This is a genomic window from Paenibacillus sp. IHB B 3084 (genome assembly GCF_001447315.1).
In the GTDB taxonomy this organism is placed as follows: Bacteria; Bacillota; Bacilli; order Paenibacillales; family Paenibacillaceae; genus Paenibacillus.
In genome coordinates, this window is record NZ_CP013203.1 from 258,908 (window position 1) to 280,397 (window position 21,490).

Sequence of the window (21,490 nt, forward strand, 5' to 3'; positions counted from 1 at the left end):
AGGAACCTTACTAGACTCGCACTTCTAAAGGATCTGTACGTCAAAAATAATTCCTTACTTCAAAAAAGAACCCGGCTGCTGTCCGCCGTCGCCTTAGCAGGGACAAGCGGTGAACAACCAGGCTTCTTTTCTCATTACATGTCTGAAAATTAACGACGCAGTCCGAGACGCTCGATCAACGCACTGTAACGTTTAACATCAGTCTTCTTCAGGTAAGCCAAAAGTTTACGACGCTGACCGACCATTTTCAACAACCCGCGGCGGGAGTGATGGTCTTTCTTATGCGAACGAAAGTGGCTTTGCAAGTTAACGATGTTTTCAGTAAGGATAGCGATTTGTACCTCAGCAGATCCTGTATCGGATTCATGAGTTTTGTACTCCTCGATCAATTGCTGTTTACGCTCTTGAGTCAATGCCATCCTGTTCACCTCCTTCATTATAATCGCCATTAGCCTCGTAGCCGCCGGTGAAAGCAGACAACCAAGCCAAGGTTCATCGTTGTTTACACAACATAAGTCAGTATAACACAGCGCCTGTCTTATGTAAATAAATTAGCCTAACAGCTTTTTAGCCGTTTGTACGTCATTGCCAATCTGGGTAATCAACTCGTCCACTGAAGAGAATTTGCGCTCAGGACGAATGTAATGATGAAGCTCAACAAGCACAGGCTCACCATAAATCTGCTGATCAAAATCAAACAGATGAACCTCAAACGACGGATTCAGCACACCTTCATGAAAAGTAGGCTTAACTCCTACATTCATTACCCCGCATACCCAACGATCACCTACCAGTGCCCTCACAGCGTATACGCCTTTGACTGGAATCACGTAAGTATCATCCAGCTTGAGATTGGCTGTCGGGAAGCCGATGGTACGTCCTCGCTTCTCTCCATCCATTACGGTGCCCCGAATGCGATATGGGCGTCCCAGCCAGCGAGAGGCATGCGTTAAATCTCCTGTATGCAAGGCACGGCGGATGCCGGAGCTACTCACTTTTTCCCCAGCCAGCTCGAATGGCGGTACGGTGTGGACGGACATTCGTTCTCCTCCCAGCTCCCGAAGTGTATGCTCATGTCCGGCTCCCCGGTAGCCAAACCGGAAATCAAAGCCCACTACTGCTGTTTGAATCTGCAGTGGAAGCAGGATGTCCGTGATAAACGCCTCAGGGCTAACTTTGGAAAAGTCCTCGTCAAAACTCAAAATATAAAGCACGTCCACACCCATATCGGCCAAAATATCCTGCTTGTCCACAAGCGGGGTCAAATAGCCTTCATAGTCGCCTTTTTTCATGACTTCCTTCGGGTGAGGATGAAATGTCATAACAGATACCGGCACTTTCTGTTCCCGAGCCAGCTCGACAGCCTTTCGTATGACACTTGCGTGTCCAAGATGAAGACCGTCAAACTGACCGATCGCCGTGACCTGTGAACGTCCCCATTGGTGCAAAAGCTCATCGCTCAATGGATAAGATAACGATACGGTAATCATATTATTTCACCTGCATTTCACATCATTTGACTAACTTCGTCAAAATTATAGCACAATTCAAGGTAAAAAAACTTTAATTGGCGCGATAGCCCCTGATTCATCCTGTCCATATATGCCCAAAAACGTTCGATCCTCTTTATACAAACGGAAGGGCTGGCTGTCCGTCACAGGCGGTGAAATCATGCTTAGTGACAAACGCTGACCTTGAAGAGCAGCAGCAGCCTTCACTTCGGCTACCGTATGATCAGGCATATAGTTAATGGCCTCATCAGTGGCAATAAGCCGCTCACCCAGGCTACCATCCGCTACGTAGCGTTCAATTTCTTCAAATGTTAAACAACGATCTGCAGGAATCCCCGCAGACATGGTACGTTCCAGCTTGACCATCGTCGAAGGATATCCCAAGGCGCGGCCGATATCGACGCATAGCGTGCGAATATAAGTTCCTTTGGAGCATAATGCACGAAAAGAAATATCCACATGGGATCCCGTATCCGCGAATCCCGTCATTTCCAGCTCGTAAATGGTCACTTCACGGCTTTTACGCTCCACGGTTTTGCCTTCTCGGGCCAGCTCGTATAGACGTTTGCCATCCACTTTGAGCGCAGAGTACATTGGCGGCACTTGGGAAATCGTACCGACAAAACGCTCCAGAACCGCTTTCGCTTCCTCTTCTGTAACCTCTACCGGACGGTCACACTCTTCAGTAATCGTACCCGTAAGGTCCTCCGTATCCGTGGCAATCCCCAAGCGTAACGTTGCATGGTATTCCTTAGGTAGCTCCTGCATGTATTCAACTACACGGGTAGCACGTCCCAGACACAACGGCAGCACGCCCGTCACCTGAGGATCAAGTGTTCCTGTATGTCCGATTCGCTTCATTCCCAGCAAACGGCGAGCCTTGGCCACCACATCGTGGGAGGTGAATCCAGCGGGTTTGTAAACGGGTAGTACTCCTTCCCAATTTGCCTGTTCCTGCTTCATCGGCTTCATAGCTCGGCCTTCACCCGCCCTACAACGATCTCAATAATATCCTCCAACTTACCCTCCAGACGGCAACCGGCAGCACGTACATGCCCCCCGCCCCCAAATGACTGGGCAAGCGCAGATACGTTAACATTACCTGCCGATCTCATGCTGGCTTTGACCGCTTGATCACTAATCACTTTAAAGAAAATGCCTACTTCAACGCCGCGAATATTTCTCGGATAATTGACGATACCTTCCAAATCCTCATTAACAGCTCCGCAATCCTTCATATCATCAGGGGTTACAACCACCCAGGCGATTTTACCATCCTTCGAAATTTCAAGCGTTTGCAATGCTTTGGTCAGCACCTTCATTTGCGGGAAGGTCATTTCTTCCAGCAGACTCTCGGAGAGATAAGGACCGTCTACACCATAAGCGAGCAATCGTGACACCGTAGACATAACCTTGGGTGAAGTGTTCGAATACCTGAAGCCTCCTGTGTCCGTCAGCAGCCCGGTATATACAGCCGTCGCCACTTCAACGTCCCAGTTGATCGCAAACTTTTCCAGTAAATCAAAAAGAATTTCTGCCGTTGCCGCAGCATCCGACTTAATCACATTAACTGTGCCATACGCATCATTCGTTGGATGATGATCAATATTCAAAATGATAGCATCTTCCGCAAAAAACTGCTCTGTCAGACCAACACGACGGAAATCTGCACAATCGACGCAAATAATCCGGTTGTATTTCCGTTCCGGCGGTTGCTGGCTCATATCCATAATCTCATCGGCATGCCATAAAAAATCCATGCGCTTCGGGATAGGCCCCTCATTCAGCATGGTAAATTTCTTCCCCAGACATGAGAGAAGCCAGCCCACCGTTACGGTGGAGCTGACTGCGTCTCCGTCCGGCTGTACATGCGATACGATCAGGTAATCATCATGCTCCAGAATAAATTCCTTCGCTTGTTGAAGCGCCTGTTCATAGGTATGCATTGCCGTCTCCTTTACATTCAGTTCATAGTTCCTTCGGATAAACTGGCTCTTGCTATTTTTCATCCTTGTCGATATCACTTAACAGCTTTTCAATCCGGCTGCCATAAGCGATAGATTCGTCAATTTTGAAGATCAGCTCGGGAATATGGCGGAGCCGTATTCGTTTGCCAAGTTCAGAACGAAGATAACCGTTCGCTTTGTCCAATGCTTTCAGGGAAGAAGTTTTTTGCTCCTCATCCCCAAGCACGCTCAAGTAGATTTTCGCTTGGGACAAATCGTTTGTCAGATCGACACCCGTTACCGTAATAAAACCGATACGGGGATCTTTTAATTCGGTCTGTATGAGTTGGCTCAGCTCTTTCTTAATCTGCTCGCCAACCCGACCTGTACGTATTTTAGCCATGGATGCTCACCTCTCTGCCGTTAGCGCTCCACTGTTTCCATGACGAACGCTTCAATAATGTCGAGTTCCTTAACATCATTATAGCCATCAAGGGTAATACCGCATTCGTAACCTTGGGCAACTTCTTTTGCGTCGTCCTTAAAGCGTTTCAGTGAGTCGATTTTACCTTCAAAAATAACAATGCCATCACGTATCAGGCGTGCTTCTGCTGAACGGGCAATTTTACCGGACGTCACCATACAACCGGCAATCGTACCAACCTTAGTTACTTTAAACACGTTACGAACTTCAGCATGCCCAATTACATTTTCTTTATATTCAGGATCCAACATGCCTTTCATGGCTTGCTCGATTTCTTCAATGACATTGTAAATGACGCGGTGCAGACGAATGTCCACTTTTTCTGCTTCAGCTGTAGATTTTGCCTGATTATCCGGACGAACGTTAAAACCAATCACAATGGCATTGGAAGCCGCAGCCAAAATAATATCGGATTCGGTAATTGCACCTGCACCGCTGTGAAGAATTTTAACACGTACACCTTCAACTTCAATCTTGTTCAAGGAGCCTTTCAGCGCTTCGACGGAACCTTGCACATCACCTTTGATAATGACGTTCAGATCTTTCATCTCGCCATCCTTGATGTGCTGGAACAGGTCATCCAGCGTTACGCGGGTGTTGCTGCCCAGATCGGACTGACGTTGCGTAATCGCACGTCTATCAGCGATAGCACGAGCTTTGCGCTCATCCTCGAACACAATGAACGGATCGCCAGCAAGTGGCACTTCTGTCAAACCAGTGATTTCAACCGGTGTGGAAGGGCCCGCTTCCTTAAGACGGCGGCCTTTGTCGTTAACCATGGCACGTACACGTCCGAAACAGTTACCTGCTACGAAAGCATCGCCGACTTTCAGGGTACCGTTCTGAACAAGGATACGAGCTACGGAACCGCGGCCTTTATCCAGCTCAGCCTCGATTATCGTACCACGTGCCCGTTTGTCCGGGTTCGCTTTGTACTCATTCACTTCAGCTACGAGCAGGATCATTTCGAGCAGATCTTCAAGTCCCATTCTCTGTTTCGCGGAAACGTTAACGAAAATCGTATCGCCGCCCCACTCTTCAGGAACCAATTCATACTCGGTCAGTTCTTGCTTCACTTTATCCGGATTTGCATCCGGTTTGTCGATCTTGTTCACAGCCACGATAATCGGCAGGCCTGCTGCCTTCGCGTGGTTAATAGCTTCAACTGTCTGTGGCATAACGCCGTCGTCAGCCGCAACAACAATGATCGTCATATCCGTAACTTGAGCACCACGAGCACGCATAGCCGTAAATGCTTCGTGACCCGGTGTATCCAGGAAAGTGATTTTTTTGCTGTTGATTTCAACTTGGTATGCACCGATATGCTGTGTAATACCACCAGCTTCGCCGCCCGTTACATTAGTGGAGCGAATAGCATCCAACAAAGTTGTTTTACCATGATCGACGTGACCCATAATGGTAACAACAGGTGGACGTGCTTTCAGAAGCTCTGGATCATCGTTTTCTTCCACTGTTTCAAAGCGATCCTCTTCGACCGGAATTTTCACTTCTACTTCTACACCGAAATCTCCGGCAAGCAGAAGGATAGTATCCATATCCAGTTCCTGGTTAATGGTCGCCATCGTTCCGAGTGTGATCAGCTTTTTGATAACTTCCGATGCATCCTTGTGGAGAAGCTTCGCTGTTTCGCCTACTGTCATCTCACCGCGCACAATGATCTTCTTAGGCGTATTGTCGATCTTCTCGCGGCGCTCCTGTTGCTGACCTCTGCCACGATTGTTGAATTTCCCACCACGATTGCTACCACCGCGGTTATTGCCACCACGACCACCGTTACCTCCGCGTCCTCCGCCTTGACGGTTATCGTCAAAACGACCTTGACCGGAACGGTTAGTGCCATTATTGGAATTGCTGCCTGTACGGTTGCCACCACCGCTACGGTTTGCATTACTGCCTCCCGTGGATGATGCCGTTCTTACTGCCGTACCACCTTGACTGCTCCCTTGTGGACGTGAGTTGGTGCTTTGGCTGCCTTGAGGACGTGAACCCGTGTTAGTGCTTGGGCGCTGTTGTCCTCCCTGTTGCTGGCCGCCACTGCGGTTCTGGCTGCCTTGTTGTCCACTTGGTCTGCTTGTACTCTGTTGACTGCGGTTTTGACCGCCCTGCTGACTGCCTTGCGCTTTTGGAGCGCTGCTTCGGTTACTGTTTTGGTTGTTGTTTGTCCTATTCATACTTACCTGCTTTTCCTGTTGATTTTTGGTTTGCTCAGTTGAATGATTAATATTCTGGCTTGAACCGGCCTGGTTCGAGCTTACTTGCGCCGTGCCTGCTCCGCCTTGCTTGGCCGCAGCATTGGATTTAATATCCTTAAAAAATTTTTCCACTTTACCCACGGCATCGTGTTCCATGACGCTCATATGGTTGTTCACGGGAATATCCAGCCGTTTAAGAATGGTGATAATTTCTTTGCTGCTCATGTTCAACGATTTGGCGTATTCGTATACCCGCACTTTGTCTTTGCTTTCTTGTTTACTCAATATACTCCACCTCCGACATTATCCCCGCATGTTTCTTGATCAATTTCGCGAATCCTTGATCCGTCACAGCCAGCACAACCCGTTCAGGCTTGCCGATGCTGCTTCCCAAGCTTTCCCGGTCAAATCCTATCAATAAGGGGATTTTGTACGTCCCGCATTTGTCGCGGAATTTCTTTTGAGTATTCATTGAAGCATCTTTCGCAAGAATGACTAGCTTGGCTTCTGAAGACCTGATCGCTTTATAAACGATCTCATCACCTGTTAGCAGCTTGCCAGCTCTCATAGCAAGGCCCAATCCAGACAGCGCCTTATTCATCCTGCACGCTGCCTTGTGCCGCCAGGAATTCTTCCTCGACGGCAGCAAAATCACGACTTAGCTGCTCATAAATATCAGCATGAACCGAGTGCTTCAATGCCCGATCCAGTGCCTTGCTTTTTTGAGCAAGCTTGAAGCAGGCGGCTTTGCCGCACAAGTAAGCGCCGCGTCCCGACTTTTTGCCAGTCAAGTCAATCAGCACTTCGTCTTCAGGGTTTTGACGACACGGATCAACTGCTTCTTAGGCATCATTTCATGACAGGCCACACACTTGCGCAAAGGTATCTTTCTCTGTTTCATGCATTAACCCCCCTACACTCCGTTTAATCTACAGAAACGGAATCCTGATGCATTTCATCGGTGGATGTTCTCGGTCTGCCGAGTTCTTCCTCCGCCTGCGTTTCGCTCTTGATATCAATTTTCCAGCCAGTAAGCTTGGCAGCAAGGCGGGCATTTTGCCCTTTGATACCAATGGCCAGAGAAAGCTGATAATCCGGCACGATGACACGCGCCATTTTTTCTTCTTCAAACACCTGCACCTCAAGCACCTTAGACGGGCTCAGCGCATTAGCCACATACTCGTCAACATTATCGGAATAACGCACAATGTCGATTTTTCACCACGCAACTCATTCACAATCGTCTGCACCCGCGTTCCTCTCGGTCCTACACAAGAACCGACCGGATCTACCTCGGCATTGCGAGAATGAACTGCGATTTTAGAACGGAAGCCTGCTTCACGCGCTACAGAACGAATCTCAACGACACCGTCAAAAATTTCCGGCACCTCGAGTTCGAACAAACGCTTAAGCAGACCTGGATGTGAGCGGGACAACATGATTTGCGGCCCTTTGGTCGTATTCTCTACCTTGGTAATATAAGCCTTAATCCGGTCCAGATGACTGAATTTCTCATTAGGCATCAACTCGCCCAACGGGAGAACCGCCTCCACCTTACCCAGGTCAATATAAATATTACGCGGGTCCTGACGTTGTACGGTCCCTGTTACAATATCCTCTTCCTTGTCCACAAACTTGTTGTAGATCAATCCCCGCTCCGCTTCACGGATACGCTGGGTTACGACCTGCTTCGCTGTCTGTGCGGCAATCCGTCCAAAGTCACGAGGAGTAACTTCAATTTCAGCAATATCCTCCAGCTGAAAATGCGGGTTAATCTCACGGGCCGCTGGCAACGAAATCTCGGTGCGAGGATCCAATACCTCCTCAACGATCAGCTTGCGGGCATATACCTTAATGACACCCGAGTTGCGGTTCATATCGACACGCACGTTTTGTGCGGTGTTGAAATTCCGTTTGTAGCTGGAAATCAAGGCTGCTTCAATGGCCTCAAACAGCACATCCTTGCTGATCCCCTTTTCCCGTTCCAACTCGTTCATTGCTTCAATAAATCCATACTCATGGATTACTGCTCCCCTTTCAAATGATGCACCTGCGTCCTGGTCGGCACACGAGGCAAAAAACATGAAGCACATGTCAAACAGCAACGGTCAAATCCGAACTAAAATATGATCGCGAGCCTGGCTCCAGCAACCTTGTCATAAGGTATGGCGTGCTTCTTTTGTCCGCTCTGAACGGTAAGTTCCCCATCTTCAAAAGAAAGCAAACGACCTTCAAATTCCTTCAGACCGTTGATCGGCTCGTATGTAGTAACGAATACATTTTTGCCTACCGCTTTGGTTACGTCTTCCGCTTTTTCAGCGGTCTTTCAGCGCCTGGTGAAGACACTTCCAGAAAATATGCTGTAGAAACAGGGTCATTTTCGTCCAGCTTTTGACCCAGGTATTCACTGATCATACTACAGTCGTCCAGATCAATTCCCCCGTCTTTGTCTACAAAAACGCGAAGAACCAATTGCTGCCCTCTTTGACATACTCGACATCGACCAGTTCAAAACCATGCTCATCGAGGTAAGGTTGGGCCATTTCTTCTACTACTGACTTGATCTTTGGTGTGCTCAAAGATTATAACCTCCAAAAGTAAACTTTCCTGTGGTGAAAAAGAGACGCCCCATTGCCATGGACAATGCTTCTCCATCACCGGCATTTTCCATTTTCATTTGATGTAATGTTCATTTTGGGCTCACTGCAAATAAACCGGCGTACCGGTTCCTGCCCAAAAATCGTCTTTTCACGTTGTAACTGTATATCAAACAGTAAAGAGTGGGTTTCCCCACTCTTTAAGCAACGGTTTTATCTCCATGATTACCAAAAAATTATAACATAACCGTAGTTATGTGACAAGTGCCAGAGCTTGACTACTAGGATTCCGTTTAAAACAGAGACAACTGATTGCTCTCTGGCAGTCCGCGGAAACAGCCCATCTGGGATAGCATTTCGACAATCGTTTTACTGGCCTTCGATTTTTGCTGAAATCCTCGACAGACAAAAATTCACCCTGCTCACGAGAGGCTGCGATGTTACGCGCCGCGTTGTCACCAATCCCCTGAAGCGCCCCGAACGGAGGAATGAGCGAATCTCCGTCTACCTTGAAACGCGTAGCTTCAGAACGATACAAATCAATCGTCTTGAAACTGAAACCGCGTGCTGTCATTTCCAACGCCATTTCCAGGATCGGAAGCATCCCTTTTTCCTTAGGCGGAGCCTGAAAACCGAGCTGCTCGATTTCGACAATTTTCCGCGCGATGGCATCATATCCCTGACAACACAGCTCAATATCAAAATCGGCTGCGCGTACCGAGAAATAGGTCGCATAATATTCAATCGGATAATACAGCTTGAAATAGGCGGTCCGCACTGCTGAAATAACATAGGCTGCGGCATGCGCCTTTGGAAACATATACTGGATCTTGAGACAGGAATCAATGTACCATTGCGGCACCTTGCATTTTTCATTTCCTCGATCCATTCCGCACTGAGCCCCTTACCTTTACGCACGCTCTCCGTAATTTTAAAGGCCAGACTTGCATCCATCCCCGCCTTGTAGATCAGGAATAGCATGATATCATCCCGGCAACCGATTACGGTCTTGATGTTGCAGGTATTGTTCTTGATCAAATCCTGCGCGTTACCCAGCCATACGCCCGTACCGTGGGACAAACCGGAAATTTGCAGCAAATCGGCAAAGGAAGTCGGCTGTGATTCCACTAGCATTTGGCGTACAAACTTGGTTCCCATCTCGGGTACCCCATAGGTTGCGACAGGAGTACGGATTTGCTGCGGCGTTACACCAAGCGCCTCCGTGGAATTAAACATGCTCATGACCTTCGGATCATTCATCGGAATCGTTGTTGGGTCGACACCGGTCAAATCCTGAAGCATTCTCATCATGGTCGGATCATCATGGCCCAGAATATCGAGCTTGAGCAAGTTCGCGTCAAAAGCATGATAATCAAAATGCGTCGTTTTCCATTCCGAGCTTGTATCATCAGCCGGGAATTGTACCGGCGTAATGTCCTCAACCTCAATATAATCGGGAACGACGACGATCCCGCCCGGATGCTGTCCGGTGCTGCGTTTGACGCCCGTACAGCCGGAAGCCAGCCTGTTCAGTTCGGCCCCGCGCCATTTTTTATGATGCGCCTCTTCAAATTTCTTCGCAAAGCCAAAGGCCGTTTTCTCGGCAACCGTACCGATGGTTCCAGCACGGAATACGCTTTTCTCTCCAAACAGTACTTTCGTATAATTATGTGCGACTGGCTGATATTCCCCGGAGAAGTTCAAGTCAATATCGGGAACTTTATCTCCCTTAAACCCAAGGAACGTTTCAAACGGAATATCCTGTCCTTCACCCTTCAGCTTGCCACCGCATTGCGGGCAGTTTTTGTCAGGTAAGTCAAATCCGCTTGGCACACTACCATCCAAAATCCATTCGCTATGTCTGCATTCAGGATTACCGCAAATATAATGGGCAGGCAGTGGATTAACCTCGGAAATACCGAGGAAGGTAGCGACCACAGAAGATCCAACAGAACCCCGTGAACCTACCAGGTATCCATCCTGATTGGACTTTTTAACCAGACGCTCGGAAATGAGATAGTTGGCAGAGAAACCGTATTTAATAATCGGCTCCAGTTCTTTCTCCAGACGGGCTACGACCACCTCGGGCAATTCCTCACCATAAATGGATTTAGCCGTCTCGTAGCAAGTATTGCGGATTTCCTCGTCTGCCCCATCCAGCAACGGTGTAAACAGCTTGTCAGGGAACAGCTCCAATTCCTCAAACCGATCCGCCAGCTCGCTGGTATTCTTCACAACGACTTCATAGGCTTTCTCCTCGCCCAGAAACTCGAATTCTGCCAGCATTTCGTCTGTCGTGCGCAAATGCGCATCCGGTTTCCGGATATCTTTTAACGGGCTAAAGCCAGTAATTCCATGTATCGTGATATCTCGGTACAGCTTATCACGCGTTTCCAAATAGTGAACATTGCCTGTAGCAATAACGGGCTTATCAAGTCGCCGCCCAATTTCGCATACTTTACGAACTGCCGTTTTCAGAGCATCAGGGCCACTTACCAGTTGTTTTTCCACCAGATGCATGTACATAGTTAAAGGCTGGATCTCCAGCACATCATAAAACTGGGCGATTTCCTCGGCTTCCTCCTCCGACTTGTTCAGCACAGCCTCGAAAAACTCTCCCTTTTCGCAACCTGAAATAATAAGCAGCCCGTCTCTCATCTCTGACAATTTCGATTTAGGAATACAAGGGACACGCTTAAAATATTCGGTATGTGACATTGAAACCAGCTTGTACAGATTTTTTTTGCCAATCGGATTAAGCGCATAAATGCAGCAGTGGAAAGGACGAACGGTCGATAAATCCTTACCCACATAGTCGTTCAAGCGGTCGAGCATTTTTAAGCCTTTAATTTGTTCTGCATCATTCAAAAGTCCATTCAGCACTTCCGTTAGCGCAACTGTATCATCAATGGCCCGGTGATGACTTTCGAGCGCAACCTTATATTTGGTGGTCAGTGTGTTCAGACGATGATTCTTCATTGTCGGGAACAACAAGCGAGCCAATTCCAGTGTATCGAGTACTGGGTTCGTCATCTCAGGCAATCCCATGTTCCTAAGCGTTGCCTGGATAAAGCCGACATCAAATCGCGCATTATGAGCAACTAATACAGCATCGCCTGCAAAAGCCACGAATTCCTTCATAACGGGCTCCACATCAGGTGCATCCTTGACCATTTCATCGTTAATGTTGGTCAATTGCTGGATATTGTAAGGAATACGCTCATGTGGATTTACAAAGGTAGCATAACGGTCAACCTCTTTGCCTTCATGCATTTTAACAGCGGCAATCTCAATAATTCTATTTTGTGTAACTGATAGCCCGGTGGTTTCAATATCAAAAACGACATAAGTCGCTGTTTTCAAATTAAGCGGCTGTGACTGCATTACAACCTCAACCGCATCGTTGACCACATTGGCCTCGATACCGTAGATCATTTTAATTCCGTTTTTCTTGGCGGTCTTAGCGGCATCGGGATAACATTGCACTCCACCATGATCGGTGACCGCAATCGCCTTGTGCCCCCACTTGGCGGCTGTTTTAACATACTGGTCAATGGAGCTTACAGCATCCATCGCGCTCATCTTCGTATGAAGATGAAACTCAACCCGTTTTTCCTCTGCATTATCTTTACGGGAAGGAGGAGCCTGCACCTCTACCAGATCAGAAGGAATCATAACCAGCTCAGGAATTTGCATAAAACGATCATATTCGACGCGACCACGGACTTTAACCCATTTACCGTTAGCCAGCAAGCTGAGAATTTTTAGATCTTCTTTTGTTTTGGCAAACATTTTCATTTGCAGCGAATCACTAAAGTCAGTCAAATAATACGTAAACAACGTACTTCCGTTACGTAGTTCTTTGCTATCCAGACCGAAGATCGTCCCTTGTAATGTGACTTTCTTCTCTTCATCCTGAATGTCCTGCATCGGAACAGGCGGTTCCTTGATGTCATAGCCAAATTGAAGCCTTACATCTCCCTCTTCTTCATCCACTGGCGGCATTTCCGATTCCATGCTTTCCATCATCTGCTGAATAACTTCACGTTCTTCCTGCATCTTTTTCTCTTGAAACTGCTGCAAAGCCTCCTGATTACTTTCACCCACCTGGATTTTAATACGCATCGAGAGACCAAAATATTTATCGTAGAATTTGATGATTGCTTGGTCAATCTGCTTTTTACGTGCCAGCTCCAGTGACATGCTATCGCTCATCGTCAACAATAACAGGCCGTCCTCCCATTCATGTACAGCCCGGGTCATCCAGCCGTTCACGGATGGGATTTCACGGTGCACCCATTCCAGAAAAAGTTTCCAGTATTCACTGATGATATCCGCAGACTGAACTTGCTCACTATACCGAAACCGAAAGGTGATTTTAGCGATGTGGTTCATTTTCTCCTGCACTTGAATACAGAAGGCCCGATATACCTGAGCGGGAACCAGTGTTTCCTTGGCGATGATAATATTCCAATCCTTGTTGGTACGGCTTATTTCCACCTGCTCAATCCAACCGTCTAGGAAATAAGGCTCCACCACTCCCTCCGGCATCACCACCTGCTTCATCAGCAGTTCCAGCCGTTTTCTCTTTTCTTCAGCTCCGCCCATGGCTCTCCCCCCGTTTTCCATTGACTTAACAACTTTAATCGTACCTCGGTTCCAAATCTGCAATTCTGAAAACATGAAAAGCTTCTGCGTCTAAAACATCTCCGACCGCAAAAGCTTTTCGTAACCCCTCAATCCTACACCATAGCAACCCCTTTCGGTTATGCTCGTTGGCGGAGAGAATGAAGTGAGTATAGTGGTATAGCTTTACTTCTTTATTAGTACGCCCGTGCGAACACTACAGTATGCTTGGCTGGTTTGCCGCAGCACAGACATGTGGTCTTTTGCTCAGTAGTTTTAAAAGGTATATTGCGGCTTGTAGCGCCTGTCACTTCTTTGACCTTGTCTTCACATTCTTCAGATCCGCACCAGCCTGCCAAAGTAAAGCCGCGTTTCTCTTCCATGAGCGCCTTCATTTCATCCAGCGTATCTACGGAATAGAAGTTTTCATCCATAAAGCTCTTGGCACGATCAAACATTTCCTGCTGTACCTGTGCCAGCATCGCATGGACTTCCTCAACAAGGTTATCCTGCTGTACAATCTTTTTCTCGCCACTGATACGGGATACGAGCACGCAAACACCATTTTCCATATCACGAGGTCCGATTTCCAGACGCACCGGTACACCGCGCATTTCATATTCGTTAAACTTCCAACCAGGACTCACATCACTGCGATCGTCCATTTTCACACGTACGCCCACCTGTTTCAGTTCAGCGAACAGTTCATCTGCACGGGCAATAACTGCTTCACGCTTCTTAGGTGGCCCGATAGGCACCATAATGACCTGTGTAGGCGCAACCTTAGGAGGCAAAACCAAACCACGGTCATCCCCATGAACCATAATCAGCGCACCAATCAGACGCGTGCTTGTTCCCCATGAAGTGGTATGAGCGTATTCCAGGTTATTGTCCCGGCTCAAGTATTTAATATCAAAAGCAACGGCAAAATTGGTTCCCATGTAGTGGGAAGTTCCCGCCTGCACCGCACGCCCATCCTTCATCATCGCTTCCAGTGAGAAAGTATCCTTCGCACCTGCAAATTTTTCAGAAGGCGTTTTTTGCCCGGTAATAACCGGGATAGCCAGCACTTCCTCGATAACCTCGCGGTATACTTCCAGCATTTTCATCGTTTCTTCGCGTGCTTCTTCTTCATTTTCATGAGCAGTGTGACCTTCCTGCCACAAAAACTCACTCGTACGCAAGAAAGGAAGCGTGCGTTTTTCCCAACGAACCACGTTAGCCCATTGGTTGATAAGCACTGGCAGATCACGATAGGATTGAATCCATTTGGAGTACATATGACCGATCATTGTCTCTGAAGTCGGACGGATCGCAAGGCGCTCCTCCAGCTTTTCCCCGCCAGCCTCGGTTACCCAAGGAAGCTCCGGGTTAAACCCTTCGACATGCTCTTTTTCCTTCTGGAAAAAACTCTCAGGAATGAACATCGGAAAATAGGCATTGCGATGACCTGTTTCTTTGAAACGTACATCCATGGCTTCCTTGATATGTTCCCAAATTTCAAAACCGTCGGGACGGAACACAATACATCCGCGAACCGGGGAGTAATCCATCAGTTCAGCTTTTTTAATAACATCAATATACCATCGGGAAAAATCTTCGCTCTGTGGCGTAATTTCCTCGACAAACTGTTTATCGTTCGACATAGAAACGCATGTCCTCCCATACAGACCCTTTTATATAAGTCCGTCTCTAATTAACCGTTAATTAATCGTAAAATATCATTGTACGTGACCGCAATCATGAGCAGGAATAACATGGCAAAACCAACAAAATGGACCATACCTTCCCTACTCGGATCAACCGGACGTCCTCTTACCGCCTCTACACCGAGGAAAACAAGTCTGCTTCCATCCAGCGCCGGAATTGGCAATAGATTAAATATCCCCAAATAAAGACTCATTATAGCAGTCCAATACGTAAGCTGCTCAATGCCCTGCTTGGCAATTTGTCCTGTCACTTCAAAAGTACGTACCGGACCTCCCAGATCATTAATGGAGAAACGTTGGATAAGCTGACTAAATCCCTGGAAAATAATGTCCGTCGTTCGTACCATGGATTGTCCGGCAAATTTAAACGTTTCCCCGACTCCGGCTTGCCGTGTCGGAAGTTCAGGCACGATGCCCACTTTACCGCCCTTTTGTCCTTCCATTGCACGAGGTGTAATCGTCAGATCAAAAGTTTTGTTATCCCGGCGAACAACCCACTTCATCGGCTTGTCTTGGGAATCGGCAATCAGTTTGATCATATTTTCAACATTCGCACCAATTGCAACCCCGTTGACTGATTCAATGATATCTCCCTTATGCAAATCAGCTTCAGCAGCAGGCATCCCCGCTGTAATGTCACTAATCTGAACATAAGTCGGGTTGTCCACTTGTACGCCGACCATCTGGATATGCAGACCAAACAGCACAAAGGCAAGAATAAAATTCATCAGGGGTCCGGCAAAGATAGCCAGAGCACGCTGTCCTACTGTTTTGCTGCCATACTGTCGATCCTTAGGCGCAATCTGGATGGATTGTCCTTTGGTTACCATCATCGCTTGTGGGTGCACCGTATATTGCTGATCTTCGCCATCCACATCCAATTTTACAGTCAGTGCCTGCTCTAGATCAATGTGCTGGACTTCACCGCGCACCACATTTTTGCGGTTATCCAACTGGTCCAAATAAATGGTTTTGACGACACCGTCCGTTACGCGTACAGCAATTGTTTGTCCGGTTTCAATTTCATTGATTTCCGGATCTTCTCCCGCCATGCGAGCGAAACCACCAAACGGCAGCAAACGTAGTGTAAATCGCGTCTCGTTTCTTTTATAAGAAAACAGTTTCGGACCGAAACCGATCGCAAACTCCCGGACCAGAATCCCGGCGCGTTTGGCAAAATAATAATGCCCCCATTCATGCACCGTCACTATGACGAAAAACATGAGCACCGTCATCAAAACTATTCGAATCGTTTCCAATCGTTTCCGTTCCCCTTTCAATGAGATCGAGTTTGTCTTCCTAGATTATCATTATTCTCCGATCCCACACAAGAGAATCACAATTCACTTCCGAACCCAAAGTCAGCCTATATCCCGGCAGCTATGCTGCGAACCTCACGATCACAGGCTTCAATCGCAGCCAAATCGGGGTTAGTAACATTGACATGCCGTTCCAATACACGCTCAATAACGGCTTCGATATGCAGAAAAGGAATTTCTCCACGCAGAAAACGGTCAACAGCAATCTCATTAGCCGCATTAAATGCAGTTGGTGCTGTACCACCCATTTTACCACATTCAAAGGCAAGCCTTAAACAAGGAAAACGATTAAAATCCATTTCCTTAAAATGGAGCCTTCCCACCTCAGCCAATGACAGCGGCTTGGCGGGAGACTTCATCCGTTCAGGATATGTTAAGGCGTATTGAATAGGAACTCTCATATCAGGGTTACCTAGTTGAGCGACAATACTGGTATCCACAAATTCTACATAGGAATGAATGATACTTTCAGGATGCAATAGCACGTGAATCCGCTCATAATCAAGTCCGAACAACCAGTGCGCCTCAATGACCTCTAACCCTTTGTTTACCATCGTTGCCGAATCAATCGTAATTTTGGCACCCATCGACCAATTGGGATGCTTGAGCGCATCTTCCACCGTAACCTCACGAAGCTGTTCCCTTGTCAAATCACGAAAAGAACCGCCCGATGCCGTGAGAGTAATATGTGCCACATCTTTCATACGCTCACCATTCAAGCATTGAAAAATAGCTGAATGCTCACTGTCAATCGGCAGCAACGGCACTCCTTTCGCCCGGGCCCGTTCTGTGACCAGATGACCGGCGGTAACCAGTGTTTCCTTATTGGCCAAACCGATCTGTTTTCCAGCCTCAATCGCGGCCAGCGTGGAGTGCAATCCGACACTGCCCATTACAGCTGTCACAACCATATCTGCATCCGTATTCGCAGCTAGTTCGACGAGTCCTTCATTCCCCCAATGCAGTTCCATTCCGGAAGGCAACAAAGGACGGATTTCCTCCGCCAATTGCTTGGTGCCAACGGACACCTTCTTGGGTTGGTATAGATTCGCCTGCTCGACAAGCAACTTTATATTTGAGCCACCTGCTAAAGCCTCTACGGCAAACTGATCCGGGTGCATAGATACGACATCCAGTGTCTGTGTTCCAATAGACCCGGTTGAACCGAGTACCGTAATTCTTTTCATGAAGCACCTTCCTATCTTGAAAATAACCGTTACTCTGCAGCTAATTTTAACCTGAGCATAATCTGTAACCACCAAGTAAGGGTCATGGAAGCAGCATCAGCATATGTACAAATGGAAAAACGACAATCCAACTGTCGCAGCGGTCTAGTATACCACCGTGCCCTGGCAGCAGATTACCGGAATCTTTAATGTCGTACACCCGCTTGTACGCAGATTGCACTAAATCGCCCAGTTGACCCACAACTGCACAAGATAAACCGATAGCGAAAGCTTTGTCCCATGGCAGCAGCCCTTCTGACAATCCGGCAAATATCAGTGCTGTAGCCAACGCTAAAACAATCCCGCCTATAGACCCTTCGACTGTTTTATTTGGACTGATCGCAGGCCATAGCTTTGTCTTCCCCGCCATTTTACCTACAAAATAAGCCCCTGCATCACTTGCCCAAATGCAAGCCAGCAACAAAAAGGTCCATAAAAGCCCATGTTCCATATGGCGTGATTCCGCAATATACGAAAATCCAAAGCCTATATAAACAGTACCGAGAAATAGTATGGACACCGTTTGAATTGTGATTTTATTTTTCGTTCCCACCGTAATGATCATAAAAATAATCATCAGCAGCCAAAGCAGACTTATAGACGGTAATGGTGAGTGCAGACCCAAGGGCTGATAAGGAAATACAAAAGTTAATATTCCTGCATAGCCAACTAACGCCGTACTGCTGAAAGGAGATACATTGGTCATCCGCGCGAATTCATAGAATCCGATTAGGGCCATGGCCAAAATGAGCAAATGGTAGGCCAATCCGCCCCACAGGACCATCGCCAAAAAAAATGCGCCTGCCACAATACCGGTAATCAATCTCTGTCTCAACGGCTTTCATCCTCCATTTACTTCAGCCCGCCATACCGCCGTGATCTCCGCTGATATTCGACCACTGCTTCGTATAAATGCTCTTTCTTAAACTCAGGCCAATAAATATCAGTAAACCATAGCTCACTGTAAGCAAGTTGCCAGAGCATAAAATTGCTGAGTCTCAGCTCGCCACTTGTCCGAATCAGAAGATCAGGATCCGGCATACCGCTGGAGAGCAAAGAGTTCTCAATGAGTTCGGGCGTAATATCTCCGGGTTTAAGCTTCCCATCCTCAATTTCACGACCCAACGCTTGCATACATTCAGTGATTTCTAGCCGACTTCCATAATTCAATGCAAAATTAAGAACAAGTCCGGTATTATTTTCAGTTCGCCGAGTCGCTTCAGTCAGCGCATCAACGGTATGAGAAGGCAAATGCTCCTTATTTCCCATCATACGTACTTGTACATTTTTTTCAATCAGCTCGTCAAGCTCAATAGCCAAAAATTCTTGCGGCAGCCGCATCAAAAAATCGACTTCATCCTTGGGACGCGACCAATTTTCAGTTGAAAAGGCAAATAAGGTCAAATATTTAATGCCCAGTTCATCCGCAGCAATTGCTGTGCGCTTCACTGCCTTCATTCCATTTTGATGCCCTACAATCCGCGGCATTCCAATCCGTTTGGCCCATCTGCCGTTCCCATCCATGATGACAGCAACATGCTGCGGAATATTGTCTTTTGAAATGGCCGGTGTTTGCTGTTTTTGTTCCCCGTTCCACCAAGACCGAACCCGTTTGATCATTCCAGTTCCTCCAGCATTCTCTGAAAATGTGCCTCAGGCTTGAAAAGAGACAAACCCCACCGTAAGGGAGGGGCTACCAGTCTCTTATACTTCCATAATTTCTTTTTCTTTTGCAGCCAAAACTTTATCCACTTCGGCGATAAATTTATCTGTCGTTTTCTGGATTTCTTCCTGATATTTACGGGATTCATCCTCGGATATATCAGTTTTCTCCATTTTTTTAATATCATCATTCGCATCGCGACGAATGTTACGAATGGCGACCTTCGCTTCTTCGCCGTTCTTTTTCGTCAGCTTCACCAGATCGGTTCTGCGTTCTTCTGTCAAAGCAGGAATACTCAGGCGAATGGTATTCCCGTCATTGGAAGGAGTCAACCCCAGATCGGATTTTTGGATAGCACGCTCAATGTCGGCCAAGGAGGATTTATCCCAAGGCTGAATCATCAAAGTCCTGCTGTCCGGTGTATTTACATTAGCTAACTGATTGACTGGAGTCATTGCACCGTAGTACTCAACCTGAACGCGATCCAGTAGAGCTGGCGTCGCCCGACCAGCGCGCAAAGATGCAAGGTCACGTTGCAACGACTGAATTGCTTTATGCATGCGCTCTTCAGCGCTCTTTTTCACAGATTGTGGCATTAATTTACACTCCCTTTGACGATCGTGCCAATTTTCTCACCCAACACGACACGTTTAATGTTACCTTGCTCTGTAATAGCAAAGACAATCAACGGAATATTGTTATCCATGCACAGCGAGGAAGCCGTGGAGTCCATGACACCGAGATTTTTGTTGAGCACATCCAAATACGTAAGTTGCTCATACTTCTCGGCTGTGCTGTCTTTAAACGGATCAGCTGAATACACGCCGTCCACTTTATTTTTAGCCATCAGAATCACTTCAGCCTCAATTTCGGCAGCACGCAAAGCAGCTGTAGTATCGGTTGAGAAGAACGGATTCCCTGTACCTGCCGCAAAAATAACAACACGGCCTTTTTCCAGATGGCGGATAGCTCTACGACGAATGTAAGGCTCAGCAATTTGCTGCATTGCGATAGATGTCTGTACACGCGTAGGAACTTCAATTTGTTCCAAAGCATCCTGTAGTGCCAGTGAGTTCATCACCGTTGCCAGCATCCCCATGTAATCCGCTGTTGCCCGGTCAATTCCGTTGGCGCTTCCGGCAATACCCCGCCAAATGTTGCCGCCTCCGCACACGATAGCAACTTCTACTCCCAGTTCGACAACGTCCTTGACCTGCTCGGCGATCGACGCAATTGTATCCGCATCAATACCGTAACCGTTCGGGCCGGACAGCGACTCTCCGCTGACTTTCAGAACAACACGCTTAAAAACAGGTTTTTCCAAATGATCACCCTCCAATATCGACTATATATTATGTACAGGATAGATGTCCTGTTGCAAGAAAAGGAACACTGATGTGTTCCAATTCTTTGCTCTTTCCGTATGCAATTACCGTTCGTTGGTAATTATTATTTCACTTGAGACATAACTTCTTCGTAGAAGTTGTCTTCTTTTTTCTCCAAACCTTCGCCCAGTTCAAAACGAACAAAACGACGCAGGGAAATATTTTCGCCAATGGTGCTGATTTTTTCGTTGATGAGTGTGGAGATTGTTTTGTCCGGATCTTTAATGAAAGATTGCTCCAACAGACAGAACTCTTCATAGAATTTACCGATGCGGCCTTCAACCATTTTCTCAACGATTTTTTCTGGTTTGCCTTCGTTCAAAGCTTGTGCTTTCAGGATTTCTTTTTCTTTTTCGATCTCTTCCTGTGGCACTTCTTCGCGACGAACATAACGAGGGTTCGATGCAGCGATATGCATAGCGATGTCACGTACAAAATCTCTGAACTGGTCTGTTTTAGCGACGAAGTCTGTTTCGCAGTTTACTTCTACCAGTACGCCGATACGGCCGCCAGCATGGATGTAGGATTCAACAACGCCTTCAGTAGCGATACGGCCTGCTTTGTTCGCTGCAGCCGCAAGTCCTTTTTCACGCAGAACTTCAACTGCTTTTGTCAAATCACCGTTTGCTTCTTCAAGCGCTTTTTTACAATCCAGCATTCCTGCGCCTGTTTTTTCACGTAGCTCTTTTACTGCGCTAGCATTAACTGCCATATTATTTCCCTCCAAATTTAATTTTCAGTGGTGTACACAAGCTTTATCCCTTAAAAAAAGGGTAGTGAGAGGTTATACACCTGCCAACCACCCTTTTCA

Annotated in this window: 15 protein-coding genes and 4 pseudogenes; all 19 read right to left on the reverse strand. The window is 47.2% G+C overall.

The genetic code is table 11. The annotated features are described in order from the left end of the window. Positions 1 to 149: 149 nt before the first annotated feature. The 19 genes and pseudogenes from rpsO to tsf all read right to left on the reverse strand — a co-directional run bounded on the left by rpsO (position 150) and on the right by tsf (position 21,391). A complete protein-coding gene (gene rpsO / locus ASL14_RS01160) occupies positions 150 to 419 on the reverse strand; it encodes a 30S ribosomal protein S15 (RefSeq protein WP_025684966.1) in 270 nt (89 codons plus the stop codon). Between the two features lie 132 nt (positions 420 to 551). Continuing rightward, entirely contained in the window at positions 552 to 1,490 is a 939-nt protein-coding gene (locus tag ASL14_RS01165) for a bifunctional riboflavin kinase/FAD synthetase (RefSeq protein ID WP_134910082.1), read from the reverse strand. 57 nt (positions 1,491 to 1,547) lie between these two features. Next, a complete protein-coding gene (truB, locus tag ASL14_RS01170; RefSeq protein WP_134910084.1) occupies positions 1,548 to 2,483 on the reverse strand; it encodes a tRNA pseudouridine(55) synthase TruB in 936 nt (311 codons plus the stop codon). Beyond that, complete coding sequence (locus ASL14_RS01175) at positions 2,480 to 3,457, reverse strand: DHH family phosphoesterase (RefSeq protein ID WP_134910086.1); 978 nt, start codon at positions 3,455 to 3,457, stop codon at positions 2,480 to 2,482. Before ASL14_RS01175 ends, truB begins: the two co-directional genes overlap by 4 nt. Before the next feature lie 52 nt (positions 3,458 to 3,509). Then, positions 3,510 to 3,860, reverse strand: a complete 351-nt coding sequence (gene rbfA, locus ASL14_RS01180) for a 30S ribosome-binding factor RbfA (protein WP_014281122.1) — start codon at positions 3,858 to 3,860, stop codon at positions 3,510 to 3,512. 20 nt (positions 3,861 to 3,880) lie between these two features. After that, positions 3,881 to 6,439, reverse strand: coding sequence for a translation initiation factor IF-2 (gene infB / locus ASL14_RS01185; RefSeq protein WP_134910088.1), 2,559 nt, complete (start codon positions 6,437 to 6,439; stop codon positions 3,881 to 3,883). Beyond that, complete coding sequence (locus ASL14_RS01190; RefSeq protein ID WP_013309928.1) at positions 6,432 to 6,755, reverse strand: L7Ae/L30e/S12e/Gadd45 family ribosomal protein; 324 nt, start codon at positions 6,753 to 6,755, stop codon at positions 6,432 to 6,434. The genes infB and ASL14_RS01190 overlap by 8 nt, the downstream gene beginning before the upstream one ends. After that, a pseudogene (gene rnpM / locus ASL14_RS01195) lies at positions 6,748 to 7,055 on the reverse strand (RNase P modulator RnpM). Before rnpM ends, ASL14_RS01190 begins: the two are co-directional and overlap by 8 nt. 23 nt (positions 7,056 to 7,078) lie before the next feature. Then, a pseudogene (gene nusA, locus ASL14_RS01200) lies at positions 7,079 to 8,151 on the reverse strand (transcription termination factor NusA). 122 nt (positions 8,152 to 8,273) lie between these two features. After that, positions 8,274 to 8,733 (reverse strand): annotated as a pseudogene (gene rimP, locus ASL14_RS01205) (ribosome maturation factor RimP). 311 nt (positions 8,734 to 9,044) lie between these two features. Next, a pseudogene (locus ASL14_RS01210) lies at positions 9,045 to 13,359 on the reverse strand (PolC-type DNA polymerase III). Between the two features lie 215 nt (positions 13,360 to 13,574). After that, on the reverse strand, positions 13,575 to 15,023 hold the full coding sequence (gene proS / locus ASL14_RS01215; protein WP_134910090.1) for a proline--tRNA ligase: 1,449 nt from the start codon (positions 15,021 to 15,023) through the stop codon (positions 13,575 to 13,577). A 50-nt stretch (positions 15,024 to 15,073) separates the two neighbouring features. After that, positions 15,074 to 16,345 (reverse strand): RIP metalloprotease RseP, encoded by a 1,272-nt coding sequence (gene rseP / locus ASL14_RS01220; protein WP_134910092.1) that lies wholly within the window; start codon positions 16,343 to 16,345, stop codon positions 15,074 to 15,076. Positions 16,346 to 16,452: 107 nt separating this feature from the next. Continuing rightward, complete coding sequence (locus ASL14_RS01225; RefSeq protein WP_134910094.1) at positions 16,453 to 17,592, reverse strand: 1-deoxy-D-xylulose-5-phosphate reductoisomerase; 1,140 nt, start codon at positions 17,590 to 17,592, stop codon at positions 16,453 to 16,455. 82 nt (positions 17,593 to 17,674) lie between these two features. Beyond that, positions 17,675 to 18,466: a phosphatidate cytidylyltransferase gene (locus ASL14_RS01230; protein ID WP_134910096.1), complete on the reverse strand. Its 792-nt coding sequence runs from the start codon at positions 18,464 to 18,466 to the stop codon at positions 17,675 to 17,677. A gap of 17 nt (positions 18,467 to 18,483) precedes the next feature. Beyond that, positions 18,484 to 19,251: an undecaprenyl pyrophosphate synthase gene (locus tag ASL14_RS01235; RefSeq protein WP_134910098.1), complete on the reverse strand. Its 768-nt coding sequence runs from the start codon at positions 19,249 to 19,251 to the stop codon at positions 18,484 to 18,486. 84 nt (positions 19,252 to 19,335) lie between these two features. Beyond that, entirely contained in the window at positions 19,336 to 19,890 is a 555-nt protein-coding gene (gene frr / locus ASL14_RS01240; protein ID WP_025684954.1) for a ribosome recycling factor, read from the reverse strand. Then, complete coding sequence (pyrH, locus tag ASL14_RS01245) at positions 19,890 to 20,618, reverse strand: UMP kinase (protein ID WP_013309918.1); 729 nt, start codon at positions 20,616 to 20,618, stop codon at positions 19,890 to 19,892. The genes frr and pyrH overlap by 1 nt, the downstream gene beginning before the upstream one ends. A 125-nt stretch (positions 20,619 to 20,743) precedes the next feature. Then, positions 20,744 to 21,391: a translation elongation factor Ts gene (gene tsf / locus ASL14_RS01250; protein ID WP_134910100.1), complete on the reverse strand. Its 648-nt coding sequence runs from the start codon at positions 21,389 to 21,391 to the stop codon at positions 20,744 to 20,746. Positions 21,392 to 21,490 lie beyond the last annotated feature (99 nt).

Coding starts and splice junctions, on each gene's coding strand:
- rpsO (WP_025684966.1), bottom strand. CDS start 419: ATGGCATTGACTCAAGAGCGTAAACAGCAATTGATCGAGGAGTACAAA.
- ASL14_RS01165 (WP_134910082.1), bottom strand. CDS start 1,490: ATGATTACCGTATCGTTATCTTATCCATTGAGCGATGAGCTTTTGCAC.
- truB (WP_134910084.1), bottom strand. CDS start 2,483: ATGAAGCCGATGAAGCAGGAACAGGCAAATTGGGAAGGAGTACTACCC.
- ASL14_RS01175 (WP_134910086.1), bottom strand. CDS start 3,457: ATGCATACCTATGAACAGGCGCTTCAACAAGCGAAGGAATTTATTCTG.
- rbfA (WP_014281122.1), bottom strand. CDS start 3,860: ATGGCTAAAATACGTACAGGTCGGGTTGGCGAGCAGATTAAGAAAGAG.
- ASL14_RS01190 (WP_013309928.1), bottom strand. CDS start 6,755: ATGAATAAGGCGCTGTCTGGATTGGGCCTTGCTATGAGAGCTGGCAAG.
- proS (WP_134910090.1), bottom strand. CDS start 15,023: ATGTCGAACGATAAACAGTTTGTCGAGGAAATTACGCCACAGAGCGAA.
- ASL14_RS01225 (WP_134910094.1), bottom strand. CDS start 17,592: ATGAAAAGAATTACGGTACTCGGTTCAACCGGGTCTATTGGAACACAG.
- ASL14_RS01235 (WP_134910098.1), bottom strand. CDS start 19,251: ATGATCAAACGGGTTCGGTCTTGGTGGAACGGGGAACAAAAACAGCAA.
- frr (WP_025684954.1), bottom strand. CDS start 19,890: ATGCCACAATCTGTGAAAAAGAGCGCTGAAGAGCGCATGCATAAAGCA.
- tsf (WP_134910100.1), bottom strand. CDS start 21,391: ATGGCAGTTAATGCTAGCGCAGTAAAAGAGCTACGTGAAAAAACAGGC.